The organism is Antarctobacter aquimaris, assembly GCF_900184945.1.
In the GTDB taxonomy this organism is placed as follows: Bacteria; Pseudomonadota; Alphaproteobacteria; order Rhodobacterales; family Rhodobacteraceae; genus Maliponia; species Maliponia aquimaris.
On record NZ_FXYF01000010.1, the window covers coordinates 16,723 to 31,479 of the forward strand.

Annotated in this window: 16 protein-coding genes and 1 tRNA gene; 4 read left to right on the forward strand and 13 right to left on the reverse strand. The window is 64.5% G+C overall.

Going from position 1 to position 14,757, the window contains the following annotated elements:
* Window positions 1–4: 4 nt before the first annotated feature.
* The 5 genes from MAA8898_RS27090 to MAA8898_RS16905 all read right to left on the reverse strand — a co-directional run bounded on the left by MAA8898_RS27090 (window position 5) and on the right by MAA8898_RS16905 (window position 4,405).
* On the reverse strand, window positions 5–130 hold the full coding sequence (locus MAA8898_RS27090) for a hypothetical protein (RefSeq protein ID WP_281252894.1): 126 nt from the start codon (window positions 128–130) through the stop codon (window positions 5–7).
* Window positions 131–175: 45 nt separating this feature from the next.
* Window positions 176–1,204, reverse strand: coding sequence for an ABC transporter permease (locus MAA8898_RS16890; RefSeq protein ID WP_094022204.1), 1,029 nt, complete (start codon window positions 1,202–1,204; stop codon window positions 176–178).
* A 3-nt stretch (window positions 1,205–1,207) separates the two neighbouring features.
* Window positions 1,208–2,236 (reverse strand): ABC transporter permease, encoded by a 1,029-nt coding sequence (locus MAA8898_RS16895; RefSeq protein ID WP_094022205.1) that lies wholly within the window; start codon window positions 2,234–2,236, stop codon window positions 1,208–1,210.
* A 74-nt stretch (window positions 2,237–2,310) separates the two neighbouring features.
* Window positions 2,311–3,279, reverse strand: a complete 969-nt coding sequence (locus MAA8898_RS16900; RefSeq protein WP_094022206.1) for a substrate-binding domain-containing protein — start codon at window positions 3,277–3,279, stop codon at window positions 2,311–2,313.
* An 85-nt stretch (window positions 3,280–3,364) separates the two neighbouring features.
* Window positions 3,365–4,405 (reverse strand): sterol desaturase family protein, encoded by a 1,041-nt coding sequence (locus MAA8898_RS16905; RefSeq protein WP_094022207.1) that lies wholly within the window; start codon window positions 4,403–4,405, stop codon window positions 3,365–3,367.
* Window positions 4,406–4,577: 172 nt separating this feature from the next.
* Here MAA8898_RS16905 and MAA8898_RS16910 point away from each other — a divergent pair, with 172 nt between their 5' ends.
* Window positions 4,578–5,606, forward strand: coding sequence for a substrate-binding domain-containing protein (locus MAA8898_RS16910; protein ID WP_094022208.1), 1,029 nt, complete (start codon window positions 4,578–4,580; stop codon window positions 5,604–5,606).
* Between the two features lie 176 nt (window positions 5,607–5,782).
* Here MAA8898_RS16910 and MAA8898_RS16915 read toward each other — a convergent pair.
* Window positions 5,783–5,858 (reverse strand) — tRNA-Lys (locus MAA8898_RS16915).
* A gap of 127 nt (window positions 5,859–5,985) precedes the next feature.
* Here MAA8898_RS16915 and dapF point away from each other — a divergent pair.
* The 3 genes from dapF to MAA8898_RS16930 are packed head-to-tail and all read left to right on the forward strand — an operon-like array spanning window position 5,986 to window position 8,696.
* A complete protein-coding gene (gene dapF / locus MAA8898_RS16920; RefSeq protein ID WP_094022209.1) occupies window positions 5,986–6,816 on the forward strand; it encodes a diaminopimelate epimerase in 831 nt (276 codons plus the stop codon).
* Window positions 6,813–8,069 (forward strand): tRNA (N(6)-L-threonylcarbamoyladenosine(37)-C(2))-methylthiotransferase MtaB, encoded by a 1,257-nt coding sequence (mtaB, locus tag MAA8898_RS16925; protein ID WP_094022210.1) that lies wholly within the window; start codon window positions 6,813–6,815, stop codon window positions 8,067–8,069. Before dapF ends, mtaB begins: the two co-directional genes overlap by 4 nt.
* A gap of 3 nt (window positions 8,070–8,072) precedes the next feature.
* On the forward strand, window positions 8,073–8,696 hold the full coding sequence (locus MAA8898_RS16930) for an FMN-binding negative transcriptional regulator (RefSeq protein WP_094022211.1): 624 nt from the start codon (window positions 8,073–8,075) through the stop codon (window positions 8,694–8,696).
* Window positions 8,697–8,813: 117 nt separating this feature from the next.
* Here the strand turns inward: MAA8898_RS16930 and rplQ are convergent, their stop codons facing one another.
* The 7 genes from rplQ to rplO all read right to left on the reverse strand — a co-directional run bounded on the left by rplQ (window position 8,814) and on the right by rplO (window position 14,374).
* Window positions 8,814–9,233, reverse strand: coding sequence for a 50S ribosomal protein L17 (gene rplQ, locus MAA8898_RS16935; RefSeq protein WP_094022212.1), 420 nt, complete (start codon window positions 9,231–9,233; stop codon window positions 8,814–8,816).
* Between the two features lie 139 nt (window positions 9,234–9,372).
* Entirely contained in the window at window positions 9,373–10,389 is a 1,017-nt protein-coding gene (locus MAA8898_RS16940) for a DNA-directed RNA polymerase subunit alpha (protein ID WP_094022213.1), read from the reverse strand.
* A gap of 116 nt (window positions 10,390–10,505) precedes the next feature.
* Window positions 10,506–10,901, reverse strand: coding sequence for a 30S ribosomal protein S11 (gene rpsK, locus MAA8898_RS16945; RefSeq protein ID WP_094022214.1), 396 nt, complete (start codon window positions 10,899–10,901; stop codon window positions 10,506–10,508).
* 15 nt (window positions 10,902–10,916) lie between these two features.
* Window positions 10,917–11,285, reverse strand: coding sequence for a 30S ribosomal protein S13 (gene rpsM / locus MAA8898_RS16950; protein WP_094022215.1), 369 nt, complete (start codon window positions 11,283–11,285; stop codon window positions 10,917–10,919).
* Window positions 11,286–11,760: 475 nt separating this feature from the next.
* On the reverse strand, window positions 11,761–12,405 hold the full coding sequence (locus tag MAA8898_RS16955) for an adenylate kinase (protein ID WP_094022216.1): 645 nt from the start codon (window positions 12,403–12,405) through the stop codon (window positions 11,761–11,763).
* Window positions 12,402–13,769, reverse strand: coding sequence for a preprotein translocase subunit SecY (gene secY, locus MAA8898_RS16960; protein ID WP_094022217.1), 1,368 nt, complete (start codon window positions 13,767–13,769; stop codon window positions 12,402–12,404). Before secY ends, MAA8898_RS16955 begins: the two co-directional genes overlap by 4 nt.
* 137 nt (window positions 13,770–13,906) lie before the next feature.
* Complete coding sequence (rplO, locus tag MAA8898_RS16965) at window positions 13,907–14,374, reverse strand: 50S ribosomal protein L15 (protein ID WP_094022218.1); 468 nt, start codon at window positions 14,372–14,374, stop codon at window positions 13,907–13,909.
* Window positions 14,375–14,757 lie beyond the last annotated feature (383 nt).

Genomic DNA, 14,757 nt, shown 5'->3' on the forward strand with positions numbered 1-14,757 from the left:
GCCCTCACTTTGTCTTGGTGGTCGACGCGCTGGTCGCCGGGTTTCGGAAGGTGTCGCTCACAATCATCGCCCCGATGAAGTGCATGTTCAGGTCCTTGTCGAAGGCGGTGAATTTGATCCCCTGGAACACGATGCCAAAGGTCAGCTTCCCAGAGACAACGCCGGTCGATATTGCTTACAGCCGGGCGACGGCTTTTGCCGCGGTTACCGGTTTCTTCTTTCGCGGGACCAGTGACAGGGCCAGCGAGCGAAAGCTCTCGTTCATGGCGACGGCAACCAGTAGCGTCGCGCCGATGATCAGGTTCGACCAGTTGCGGTCGATCTCGGTAAAATAGATGCCCTGGTTGACCACCGCGAAGGTCAACGTGCCGACAAAGATGCCGATCACCGATCCGAACCCGCCGGACAGCAGTGTGCCTCCGACGACCACGCTGACGATCACGTTGAAGATGATCCCCATGCCGCCCGACACCTGGGCCGAGTTGAACAGGATCGCCTGGCACATGCCGACAAAGCTGGCGGCGGTGGCGGACAGGATGAACAGCGTGATTGTCATGCGGTCTACCGGGATACCGGCGTTGCGCGCGCTTTCGCGGTCGCCGCCCATGGCGAACAGCCAGTTGCCAAAGCGCTGCTTGTGGACCACGAACCAGAAGACGACCGCCGCGATCACCCACCAGACGATGATCACCTGGTGACTGGCCCCCATCAGGCTGCCAAAGGCGAACTTGGCCCAGCCCGGCGCGGTGACGGCGACGCTCGCGGCGCCGGTCAGCACCTTGGAGGCGGTCAGCACGATCCCCTGCATGGCCACCAGCGTGCCCAGCGTGATGATCAGCGACGGCACCGTGGTGCGGATCGTCAGCATACCGTTGATGGTGCCGACGATCACCCCCAGCCCCAGCGCCGCGATCATGCCGAAGATGATCGGCAGTTCGTAGTGGCCGGAGACGATGGCGACCGTCATCGAGCCGGCCGGGATCATCGCGCCGATCGAGATGTCCAGTTCCCCGGCGATCATGAGCAGCCCGACCGGGATCGCAACGAGGCCCATGTTGGCCGCGAAGTTCACCCAGCTTGCCGCCCCCATGAGGCTGACCAGGTCGACGCCGCCGAAAATCACAAAGAACAGCAGGATGCCGATCAGGCTCAGGACGGCGCCCGCACCGGGCTGGCGGAGGAAGGTTCCGAAAGCATCGCGCATGGCTCAGCCCGCCTTTTTCTTGGTAGCATAGGACAGCGCCAGGCTGCGGAAGCTATCATTCGACATTACCGCGATCAGCAGCAGCGCGCCGATGATGATCGAGCCATAGTTCGGGTCGATCCCGGAAAAGAAGATGCCCTGGTTGACGATGGCAAATGTCAGGGTGCCCAGAACGATGCCGATCACCGACCCCGATCCGCCGGTCAGCAGCACGCCGCCGATCACCACGCACATGATCGAGTTGAAGATGAAGGCTTGCCCCGCCGCGACCTGCGCGCTGCCGAAGGTCAGCACCTGGCTGACCCCGACAAAGGCCGCCGCGAACCCGCTCAGCATATACAGCCCGATCGTGGTGCGGGTGACCGGGATACCCGCGTTGCGCGCGCTTTCGCGGTCGCCGCCCAGGGCGAACACCCAGTTCCCCCAGGGTGACAGGTGCAGGAAGAAATAGACCAGCCCGGCGAAACCCATCCACCAGAAGATCGTCGCGCGGAACATGAAGTTGATCGACGACCCCAGCAGCGCCTTGGCCGAGGGGTCCGGGGTCATGAAGACACCGGTCGATCCGGCGATCATCACGGTAAAGCCCAGCGTCAGGCCCATCGTGCCGAACATCGTTCCGATGGTGATGATCAGCGATGGAATGCCCGTGCGCGTCACAAGCTGGCCATTGACGAAACCCACGCCAAGTCCAACCGCCAGCCCGGCAAAGACGCCATACCACGTGGGCAGGTCATAATGGCCGGAGACAAGCGCCGTGGTCAGGGCCGCGGCAGGCACGACCGCGCCAACCGAGATGTCGAGTTCGCCCGCGATCATCAGCAGGCCCACGGGCAAGGCGATGATGCCGACCTCGGCCGCCATGGTCAGAAAGGCCGACCAGCCCGGCGCACCCAGAAAGACCGAGCCACCGAGTGACGCAAAGAACACGTACACGACGACCGTCCCGATCAGCGTGCCGAATTCGGGCCGCCGGATCAGCTGGCCGACCGTATCGGCCATGTCGCGTTTCTCTGTTGGATCAGTTGACATGTTTCTCCCCCCGGACAGCCTGTCGGTCCTGCCTTGATGGGGCCGCGACGGACGCGACCCCATGTCTTGGACGCTCAGCGCGTGCCGGACTTGGCACCGGTCATCGTGGCCGCGATGTTGGTGGCATCGACGACGCCGGGGCCGGTCAGGATTTCACGCGTCGGGATCGACAGGCCGTAGTTGATGTGACCGTTCAGGATCGACACGGCGTAAAAGCCCTGCTGATAGCCCTGCTGGTCGATGGCGCAGGATTGTGCGCCGGTCGAGATCTGGTTCAGGATCGCTTCATCGAAGTTGATGCCGCAGACCTGCACCTGACCGGCCTTGCCCGCCTGCTGGATGCCCTGCACGATGCCGACGGCGTCGAGGTTGGCGGTGGCGAACACGGCGTCGATCTCCGGGTTCTGCAGCAGATGCGCGCGCACGGCCTGGGCGACAGCGGTCACATTGCCCTGCGCGGTGGCGGGCAGCGGCATGGTCGAGGCGGTCTTGCCCGCGTTGGCCATGCCCTCGGCAAAGCCGTTGCAGTAGTCTTCGATGTTGGCCGCACCCGGCAGCGAGTTCACGCACAACCCGTTGGTTGCGCCATTGTTGCCCAGCCATTCGCCACCAGCGACGCCAGCCTTGTAGTCGACCGCCCCCACGTAGTTCAGCGCGCCCAGACGGTCCGCTGCCGCGATCCCACCGGCGTTGTAGATCACCAGCGGAATGCCCGCATCGACAACCGCCTGGAACGCCGGGTCCATCGCTTCGGGCACCCAGTTGGGACCGACGACGCCGGTGGCGCCCTGGTCGATCGCCTGGCGGATCAGTTCCGCCGCGTCGACACCCAGGTTGTCGTAGTTCTGCGGCCCGAGCCACGTCACCTTTCCGCCCTGCGCTTCGACGACCAGACCGGCATCCTCGGCGCCTTTCTTGACGATGGACCAGAACGGATCGTCGGGCTTGCCGCCGATGACAAAGATGTTTGCGCCTTCGGCATGGGCCGTGCCGGCGCCCAGCGCCATGACCACCGCGGTGGCAAGGATCTTGCTCGGTTTCATGTGGGTCTCCTCCCGATGTGCCGCGCAGTGCGGCGATTGGTTGTGCTTGGGGTCTTTCGGCCCGCCTCTTCGCGGGCCGATCCGGCTATTCCGCCGGGGTCGCCTTGGACTGTTTGGCCTTCAGGCGCTCCTTCTTGGCGCGAAAACGGGCCTTCATCTGTTCGTCGGCATCCTTGGAGCCGTCGTGCCAGGTGCCGAACCACTTATCGAGCGGAACAAGCCCCTCACCGCCGTAATTCACCTCGAAATACTTGTGGTGCAGGTAATGGGCGTAGGCGTGGCTGTTCATCGCCTTGTCGCCCGCTTCGCCGTCGAACTCGAGCTTTTCAAAGCCGATGTGCCCGTTGATCGCGCCATAGGCCGTCGAGTTCAGCTGGAACAGCGCCACCACCGGGTTCGACGGGATCAGCAGGTGCCACAGCATTTCCGAAAAGAAGATCGCGGATTCCACCGGGTGCATCGACATCGAGGACCACGGGCTTGGGTTGATCGAGTTGTGGTGGACCGAGTGGACATGCTTGTAGAGCGCGCCCTGATGGATCAGCCAGTGGCCGCAGAAGAAGTGGATTTCGTGGATGGCAGGCACCAGCAGCGTCAGCACGACCAACCACAGCCAGTGCTGTTCCCAGCCCAGCCAGGCAAAGGCGTGGTAGCCGTTGGCATGGCACCAGAAGAAGATCACCTGGATCAGCGTCCAGATCGGGATCGACACGAAAAAGCTGCGCAGGAAGTTGTCGAGGTTCTGGGATTTGAACCAGAACACGTCAGACGGGTTTTCGGCCGGGAACCTGGCGTTGTACTTGAAGCGCGTGCCCTGGATGCGCTTGACGTAGTAAAACAGCTCGATCGAGCCATACATGACAAAGATGCCGCCCGCGTTGATCGCATAGAGGATCGCGACCCATTTCCACGACCAGGTGGAGAACTCAGCCAGGTTGGGCTGGATGATCAGGAACCAATAGGCCAGCGTGACCGTCATGTGAAAGGCGTTCCACGGCCACAGGTACTCCACCACGAAATGGCCCATCCGGCTCCAGCGCCCTTCCCAGAAAGGCGCGACATGAAGAGGCGTGCCGGGCGTCCAGTTGCCGCGCTTGTCTCGGGCGCCGTATTGCAGGTCGTCCATTCTGCATCCTCCCACAAGCGGCGACTCGAACTTAAATGATGTCCCCGCGATGCAGATTTTCTTGACAGGTTGATCCAGATCAAATCAAGATATCTTAAACCTATCGGCCCTTTTCGTATCATTTCAGATCAACTTGGCCAGCTTTTGAAACCAAATGAACCGAGGGCGCGCGATGAAACGACCGACCATCCCCGACCTGGCCGAAGCGGCGGGCGTTTCCGTGTCGACCGTGAACCGGGTTCTGAACCAGCCCGACTCAGTCCGCCAACCGACCCGCCAACGGGTGATGAACGCCGCCGAGGAAATCGGTTTTTACGGGCTTGGCACGATCCAGCACGCGGTGCGCGCCGGCCAGGAAACCCACCGGCTGGGCATCCTTTTGCAACAGGAAGGCCGGACCTTCTACAACAACCTCGGGGCTGCCCTGCGGCGGGCGGCCTCGGCGCAGACAGGGTGCTCGGTCGAACTGACCTTGAGCTACATGGACGACCTTTCCCCCGACAAGGTCGCAGCGCAACTGGTGGCCTTGTCGAACGAAGCGGACTCTGTCGCGCTGGTCGCTGCGCAGCATCCCCTGGTTGCCGATGCCATCGACACGGTCATGGCCCGCGGCGTGCCCGTCACCGCCATCATCGCCCCGCTGTCCGCCTCCGGCAACGTGAGCTTTGTCGGGCTGGACAACTGGAAGGTCGGGCGCACCGCCGCCTGGGCCTTTGTCAACATCGTCAGGCAACCGGGCAAGATCGGCATCCTCCTCGGCAACCACCGCTACCGGAACCAGGAAATGAACGAGAGTGGCTTTCGGTCCTATTTCCGCGAACACAACAGCGCCTTCACCCTGCTGGAGCCCATTGCCACCTATGAATCGGCCGCTGCGGCGCGCGAGTTGGTCGAAGGACTGCTGAAGCAGCATCCCGACCTCTGCGGGCTGTTTGTATCAGGCGGCGGGATCACCGGTGCCATCGCCGCGCTGCGCGACGCGCCTCACCGCTCGGATTTTGTCGCTGTCGGGTATGAGTTGTTCGATGCCACCCGCGCCGCGCTGATCGACGGGACGCTCAGCATGGTCATCTCTCACCCCATGCAGACCCTCGCGACCGAGACGATCCAGACCATGATCAAGGCACGGCGATCCGGTGCCGATGGCGGCGCGCAACGCGTCGCCCTGAGTTTTGATATCTATACTCCGGAAAACGTATGAAGCCCGGTCGCGAGGCTTAAACCAGCCCGCATTTCGACCGGGCAATTGGGCTCAAATACCGGGTTGCTCACAGGGGGCCCTGTATTCCGCTTGAAATGCAGTTCCTCAAAGACCTGAAAACGACGCCGGGACGCGCCTGCGGCACGCAAATCATCAGTCCAACTCTCTGATTTCAGTGGTGAGCCGTGCAGGATTCGAACCTGCGACCCACTGATTAAAAGTCAGTTGCTCTACCAACTGAGCTAACGGCCCACGGAGCGCCTGTCTAAGAAGAGCGCCCGACATGGTCAAGCCATAAAATCACGTTTTTTTCGTGGTCCGGCCGCCGTGCTTGCACCGCCACTGGAAAGCGCCGAGCAAGGGGCGTATATGCCGCGCCATGACACAGGATGCGCACCCTCTGCCCTTCATGAAGATGCACGGGCTCGGCAATGATTTCGTGGTGATCGACGCCCGCACGGGCGCCGTCCCTTTGTCCCCTGCCCGGATCACCGCCATCGCCGACCGGCACACAGGTGTCGGCTTTGACCAGCTGGCGGTGATCGCGCTGCGCGGCGACCAGCCACACCTGACCTTCTACAACTCGGACGGCTCCACCTCGGCCGCCTGCGGCAACGCCACGCGCTGCATCGCGCGGCACATCATGGACCAGACCGGCCAGGCCCAGCTGACCCTGACCACAGATCGCGGCACGCTTCGGGCGGTGGACGCGGGCGACGGGCTGACCTCGGTCAACATGGGGCCGCCGCAGCTGGACTGGCCCGAGATCCCGCTGGCCGAGGCCATGGACACGCTGGAGCTGCCGATCGAGGGCAGCCCGACGGCGACCGGCATGGGCAACCCGCATTGCACCTTCTTTGTCGAGAATGCCGAGGCGATCCCGCTGGAGCAGTTCGGCCCGCGTTACGAATACCACCCGCTCTACCCGCAGCGCACCAACGTGCAGGTGGCCAGCATCATAGGCCCCGATCACATCCGCATGCGCGTCTGGGAACGCGGGGTCGGCGTGACGCTGGCCTCCGGTTCGTCCTCCTGCGCCACCGCCGTCGCCGCCGCGCGCCGGGGGCTGACCGGGCGCAAGGTGCGGATCGACCTCGACGGCGGCACGCTGCACGTCGACTGGCGCGAGGATGGCGTCTGGATGACCGGCGCCTCCGCCCATGTCTTCGACGGCCAGTTCACTGCCGCCTGGCTGAGGGCGCACCCGTGAGCGCGCCCAGGTTCACCACCCTGGGCTGCCGCCTGAACGCCTACGAGACGGAGGCCATGAAAGCGCTGGCCGAGCAGGCCGGGCTGGGCGACGCCGTGGTGATCAACACCTGCGCCGTCACGCAGGAGGCCGTCCGCAAGGCCCGGCAGGAAATCCGCCGCCTGCGCCGCGAAAACCCCGACGCCCGGCTGATCGTCACCGGCTGCGCGGCGCAGATCGACCCGGACAGCTTTGCCGCCATGGCGGAGGTCGACGCCGTCATCGGCAATACCGAAAAGATGGCCCCGGAGACCTGGCAGGGCCTTGCCGCCGACTTCATCGGCGAGACGGAAAAGGTGCAGGTCAACGACATCATGTCGGTGACCGAAACCGCCGGCCACCTGATCGACGGTTTTGGCACCCGCTCGCGCGCCTACGTCCAGATCCAGAACGGCTGCGACCATCGCTGCACCTTCTGCATCATTCCCTATGGCCGCGGCAACTCGCGCTCGGTCCCCGCCGGGGTGGTCGTGGACCAGGTCCTGCGACTGGTCGACCAGGGCTACAACGAGGTCGTGCTGACCGGGGTCGACTTGACCTCCTGGGGCGCGGACCTGCCCGGCGCGCCGCGCCTGGGGGACCTGGTGATGCGCCTCCTGCGCCTTGTCCCCGGCCTGCCCCGCCTCCGCCTGTCGTCCATCGATTCGATCGAGGCGGACGAGAACCTGATGCTTGCCATCGCCAGCGAGCCGCGCCTGATGCCCCACCTGCACCTGTCGCTGCAACACGGCGATGACCTGATCCTCAAGCGGATGAAGCGCCGCCACCTGCGCGACGACGCCATCCGTTTCTGCGAAGAGGCGCGCAAGCTGCGGCCCGACATGACCTTTGGCGCCGACATCATCGCAGGCTTCCCGACCGAAACCGAGGCGCATTTCGACAACAGCCTTAAGCTGGTGGAGGACTGCGGCCTGACCTGGCTGCACGTCTTCCCCTACTCGTCCCGCCCCGGCACCCCCGCCGCCCGCATCCCGCAGAAGGTCAACGGCGCCGTGATCAAGGACCGCGCCGCCCGCCTGCGCGCCGCCGGTGACGCCCGCGTGCAGACCCACCTGCAAGCGCAGCAGGGCCGCGCCCATGCGGTGCTGACGGAGGCGCCGGACATGGGCCGCACCGAACAGTTCACCGAGGTCCGCTTTGCCACGCCGCAGCCGGTCGGCCAGATCGTGCGCTGCACGATCACCGGCCAGTCCGGCCACCAGCTGACGGCCTGAGACGTGCACCCGAACCCCACCTTCCGCCAGACCGCCGCGCAGGAGGCTCTCAGCCTTGCCCGGACGCGCGGGTTTGGCCTGCTGGCGCTCTCTGCGCAGGGCGCGCCGCTGCTGTCGCACGTGCCGTTCCTGCTGTCGGACGATGGCACGCAGGCCCGGCTGCACCTTGTCCGCTCGAACCCGATCTGCCGCGCCTGCGCGCAGCCGCTCGCCGCCACGCTGGCCGTCAGCGGGCCGGACGGCTACATCTCGCCCGACTGGTACGGGTTGGATGACCAGGTACCGACCTGGAATTACCTCGCAGTCCACCTGACCGGCACGCTGCACCCGCTGCCGATCGAAGACCTGGAACCCATGCTGGCGGACCAGAGCGCCGCCTTTGAGGCACGCCTGCAGCCCAAACCGCCCTGGACGATGGACAAGATGACCGCCGACACCAGGACACGCTTCCTGCGCATGATCCTGCCCTTCAGGCTGCAGATTGACGACGTCCAGAGCACCTTCAAGCTCAACCAGAACAAGCCCGATGCCGCGCGCCACGCCGCCGCCGACAGCGTGCAGACCGGGCTGGGCAGCGACCTCGCCGCGCTGGCCCGATGGATGCGCACCCCGCCGCGACAGGACTGACCCCGGGCTTCTTCTCTGCTCAAATACTCCCCGGCGCCGCGCCGACAACTGCGCCTCGCATCAAGAAAAAGGCCCCGCCGTCGCCGGCAGGGCCCTCAATCCGTTGAAGAGGCGAAGTTACTCTTCGACTTCTTCCAAAGCCGCCACGCGCGCCTTGTCGGCGGCGCCCTTGGCGCTGACGTCGCGGTCGACCAGTTCGATGATCGCCATCGGCGCCATGTCGCCATAGCGGAAGCCGGCCTTCAGCACGCGGGTGTAACCACCTGCACGCTCGGCGTAGCGCGGGCCGAGGATCTCGAACAGCTTGGCGACGTCCTTGTCTTCCTTCAGGATCGCGGCCGCCTGGCGGCGGGCGTGCAGGTCGCCGCGCTTGCCCAGGGTGATCAGCTTGTCGGCGACGCGCTTGAGTTCCTTGGCCTTGGGCAAGGTGGTCTTGATCTGCTCATGTTCGATGAGCGAGCCGGCCATGTTCGCCCACAGCGCCTTGCGGTGCTCGTGGGTGCGGTTCAGGCGGCGGTAGCCTTTTGCGTGACGCATGTGTCTTACTCCGTTTGCCCTCTACGGGCGGTTTTGCTTTGTCCGGCAGCCCATGCGTGCGGGCCGCTCTCCTTGGGGCACGTGGCCCGGACGAGGCGTCTCCGCCTCGCCGTAGGGTGGGTTTTCAACCCACCTTTACTCAGAACGAGTCTTCCAGCTTCTTGGCCAGGTCCTCGATGTTGTCCGGCGGCCAGTCCTCGACGTCCATGCCCAGGTGCAGGCCCATGCCCGACAGCACTTCCTTGATCTCGTTCAGCGACTTGCGGCCAAAGTTCGGGGTGCGCAGCATCTCGGCTTCGGTCTTCTGGATCAGGTCGCCGATGTAGACGATGTTGTCGTTCTTCAGGCAGTTGGCCGAGCGCACCGACAGTTCCAGCTCGTCCACCTTCTTGAGCAGCAGCGGGTTGAACTCGAGGCCGTCGTCGTCATCCTGACGGGTGGCCGACTCGGGCTCTTCGAAGTTCACGAAGATCGACAGCTGATCCTGCAGGATGCGCGCCGCAAAGGCGATGGCATCCTCGGGCGTGACCGAGCCGTCGGTCTCCACCTTCATGGTCAGCTTGTCGTAGTCCAGCACCTGGCCCTCGCGGGTCGGCTGCACCTCGTAGGCGACCCGTTTGACCGGCGAATAGATCGCGTCGATCGGGATCAGGCCGATCGGGGCGTCTTCCGGCTTGTTCTTGTCGGCCGAGACATAGCCCTTGCCGGTGTTCACGGTGAACTCCATGTACACTTCGGCGCCTTCGTCCACGTGACAGATCACGTGTTCGCGGTTCAGGATCTCGATGCCGTTGGTCTCGGCGATGTCCCCGGCGGTGACGACGCCCGGGCCCTTGCCGGTCACCGACAGGCGCTTGGGTCCTTCGACTTCCATGCGCAGCGACACACCCTTGAGGTTCAGGATGATGTCGGTGACGTCTTCACGCACACCGGCCACGCTGGAGAACTCGTGCAGCACGTTGTCGATCTGCACCGAGGTGATGGCCGCGCCCTGAAGGCTCGACAGCAGCACCCGGCGCAGGGCGTTGCCCAGCGTCAGGCCAAAGCCACGCTCCAGCGGTTCTGCGACGACGGTCGCCATGCGCGACGGATCGGCGCCCGGCTTGATCTCAAGCTGCGTCGGCTTGATCAGTTCAGCCCAGTTCTTGTGGATCATGCAGTTCCCTCCATACCTGCCAGCCCCTCATGTCCAAAGGAGCCGACGCCCGAGGTTTCAAAACGACGACACGAGGCCGGGCAAAGACCCGGCCCCGTATTATCCTGTTCCGCTGGTCAGACGCGGCGGCGCTTCGGCGGCCGGCATCCGTTGTGCGCGATCGGGGTCACGTCACGGATCGACGTGATGTTGAAGCCGACGGCAGCCAGAGCGCGCAGCGCCGATTCACGGCCCGAACCGGGGCCCTGAACTTCGACTTCCAGTGTCTTGACGCCATGTTCCTGCGCCTTCTTGCCGGCGTCTTCGGCGGCGAGCTGGGCGGCGTAGGGGGTCGACTTGCGCGAGCCCTTGAAGCCCATGGTGCCGGCGGACGACCAGGAGATCGCGTTGCCCTGCACGTCCGAGATCAGGATCTTGGTGTTGTTGAAGGACGAGTTCACATGCGCCACACCGGCAGCAATGTTCTTCGAAACCTTCTTCTTGCCGCCAGCGCGGCGTGTATCGCGTGCCATGTTTCCGTTCTCCCCTTACTTCTTCTTGCCGGCGATCGGCTTGGCCGGGCCCTTGCGGGTACGGGCGTTGGTATGGGTACGCTGACCGCGCACGGGGAGATTGCGGCGATGGCGCAGGCCGCGGTAGCAGCCGAGGTCCATCAGGCGCTTGATGTTCATCTGCACTTCGCGGCGCAGGTCGCCTTCGACGGTCAGGTTCGCGTCGATGTATTCGCGCATCGCCAGCACTTCGGCGTCCGAAAGCTGGTTCACGCGGCGCGACTGGTCGATGTTGGTCGCGTCGCAGATGGCCTTGGCGACAGCCGGGCCAATGCCGTGGATGTAGGTCAACGCGATCGGGACGCGCTTGTTGGTCGGGATGTTGACGCCGGCAATACGTGCCAAGTCTGTATTCCTTTCGTTGCGAGCCCGTAGCTCCAGGCCCTTTTTTCACAACGGAAGCCCGGAGCGCGCGGCCGCCGGGCGTCTGTCATATCTCAGGTGATCTGCCCTAACCGCAAGACACGATTCGGACGTGGGTATCCCAGCGGGATGGGGCTAACTATGGGGGCAGGCGCAGAACGTCAACCCCCTGTCAAGCACATTGTTCCAACGGCCCTTCGACGTTTTGCCAGAGGCGGGACGCGGCGCTTGCCAAGCTGGCCTAACACAGCATTCTTCGGGATATCCACATGCCCCTGTCTGTCATCGGCGCCGGTCCGGGCGTGCCGGTGCCCGATGTACCCTGCCCTTCCGGCGACACGACGGCAGAGTTCCGCATGAACCTGGAGCTTGATGGCTGACCGCCCCATTGTCCCCCGAACACGAAAAAGCGCCGCACCCGGATCAGGCGCGGCGCTTTTGTCCACGAGGTCTGACCTCAGCCCAGGATGGCGTCGATCTCGGCCTTGACCGTGGCCATGTCGCCCATGCCGTCGATCGACTTCAGGTCGCCCTTGGCATAGTAGTAGCCGATCAGCGGCGAGGTCTTCTTGTAGTATTCCATCAGCCGGGTCCTGAGGCTGTCCTCGTTGTCGTCGGCGCGGCGCTTGAACTCGGCCTTTTCACCGCAGGCGGTGCAGACGCCATCCGCCGGGATCGGCTTGGTGTGGTCGTTGTAGACCTCGCCGCAATTGGCGCAGGTCGCGCGGGCGGTGATGCGCGCCACCAGCGCGGCATCGTCCACCTGCATCTCGATCACCGCGTCCAGCGACTGGCCCTCCTCGCGCAGCAGGTCGCCCAGCGCGTCGGCCTGCGCCAGCGTGCGGGGGAAGCCATCGAAGATGAAGCCGTTCGACTTCACGGTTTCCAGCTTTTCGCGGATCAGCCCGATCACGATCTCGTCGGTGACCAGTTCGCCGCGTGCCATCACGTCGGCGACGATCTTGCCCATCTCGGTGCCGCTGTCCTTGGCCTCGCGCAGCATGTCCCCGGTGGACAGCTGCACCATGCCGCGCTCTTCTTCCAGAAGGCGCGCCTGCGTCCCCTTCCCCGCCCCTGGCGGTCCCAACAGTATGATGTTCATCGACGCGCCGGCGCTCCCCGTTTCTTGCGTGTCTTACCCTTGCCGCGCAGTTGCGATTTCTGAATAAGACCTTCGTATTGATGAGCCAGCAGGTGGCTCTGGACCTGTTGGATCGTGTCCATGGTCACGCTGACCACGATCAGGACAGAGGTGCCGCCAAAGTAGAACGGAATGGCATATTGCGTGCGCAGGATCTCGGGCAGCAGGCAGACCGCCGTCAGGTACATCGACCCCAGAACAAGCACGCGGTTCACGACGTATTCGAGGTATTCCGCCGTCTTCTTTCCGGGGCGGATGCCGGGAACGAAACCGTTCTGGTTCTTGAGGTTGTCGGCAACGTCATCGGGTTTGAACGAGACGTTGAAGGTGTAGAAGTAGGCGAAGAACACGATCATGCTGCCGAAGAACAGCAGGTACAGGGGCTGTCCGGGGCCGAAGTAGGCCAGGATCGTCGACATGATCGGGCTGGCGCTGTCACCCCCCGAGAAGGTCGAGATGGTGACCGGCAGCAGCAGCAGCGACGAGGCAAAGATCGCCGGGATCACGCCGGCCGGGTTGACCTTGACCGGCAAGTGGCTGGACTGCGCCTCGGTCATCTTCATGCCGACCTGGCGGCGCGGGTACTGGATGGTGATCTTGCGCAGCGCCCGCTCCATGAACACCACGAAGGTGATCACCCCCACGACCATCAGGATCACCCCGACGATCAGCGCCGGGCTGATTGCGCCCGACCGGCCGGAGGCAAAGAACTGCGCCAGCGCGGCGGGAACCTCGGCAATGATGCCGACGAAGATGATCAGCGAAATGCCGTTGCCGATGCCGCGCTGGGTGATCTGCTCGCCCAGCCACATCAGGAACATGGTGCCGCCGACCAGGGTGATCATGCACGAGGCGCGGAAGTACCAGCCCGGATCGGTCACCAGGTCGCCGGCCTCGAGGCTGACGGCCAGGCCATAGGACTGGAGGATCGCCAGCGCCACGGTGCCGTAGCGGGTGTACTGGTTGATCTTCTTGCGGCCCTGCTCACCCTCTTTCTTGAGTTGCTCCAGCGCCGGCACCATGGCCGTCAGGAGCTGCACCATGATCGAGGCCGAGATGTAGGGCATGATCCCCAGCGCGAAGATCCCCATGCGTCCCAGCGCGCCGCCGGTGAACATCGACACCATGCCTGCAACGCCCTGCCCTGCCGCCTCGACGAACTGGCGCAGCGCCGCACCGTCGATCCCCGGAACGGGGATGTAGGTGCCCAGGCGGTAGACGATCAGCAGTGCGAGGGTGAAGAAGATGCGGTTGCGCAGGTCGGTGGCTTTGCCAAGCGCCGCCCAGCTGGTGTTGGCGGCCATTTGCTCTGCAGCGGATACCATGCGGATCTCTCTTTTCGCTCAAACGCCGCCCGGACGGTTTTCCGTCGGGCGGCGCGCATTGGAAAACTTAATGGACATGTAAGCGGCTGGGACGCCGCTCACAAGCCGCGATTGCGCCGCAGGTGCGGCGCGGGGCGTTATTCCGCGGCTGCCGCAGCAACGGTCAGCGAGCCGCCCTTGCCGGCGACCGCCTCGATGGCGGAGGCCGAAGCGCCGGTGACCGTGATGGTCAGTGCCGAGGAAACCTCGCCCTTGGCCAGCACGCGGATGCCGTCCAGCGCGCGGCGCACGAGGCCCGACGACACCAGCGTTTCCTCGGTGATGTTGGCGGCGTCCAGCTTGCCGGCGTCGACGAACTTCTGGATCAGGCCCAGGTTCACCACGGCGAAATGCTTCTTGTTGGGCTTGTTGAAGCCCCGCTTGGGCAGACGCTGATACAGCGGCATCTGGCCGCCTTCGTAGCCGTTGAGAGCCACGCCCGAGCGCGATTTCTGACCCTTGATACCGCGACCGGCGGTCTTGCCCTTGCCCGAGCCCGGGCCGCGCGCGACGCGTTTCTTGGTCTTGGTGGCGCCGGGATTGTCCCGGAGTTCATGCAGTTTCATGTCGCTTCTCCTTGCCGGATGTGACCCCCGAAGCGTAACGGGTCAACCACGGCTTTTCTTGCTGTTGTGAGTCGGGCCGGATGGCCACCGGGCGCGTATAGCGGGCGAGACTGCACATGGCAAGGGCGCGGCGCGGGCGGACACCCCCTTGTGCGGGCCTTGCCGCTGTCGCCGCCCGATGGCCTGATGTCGAAGGCACGCAGCGTTCATCCGCTGCGTCGCAGAATAAATCATTGACTCGAGAGGGGTTCGCCGCCATATCCCCCCTATTGCCGCACCCGCCGCGTGAGCGGGGCAGCTGGGCGCATTGGTCCGCACGGCAACCATCCCTGACATGGCTCCCACATCACGCATGGGTCCAGACCCGAGACAGGCCTTGCGCA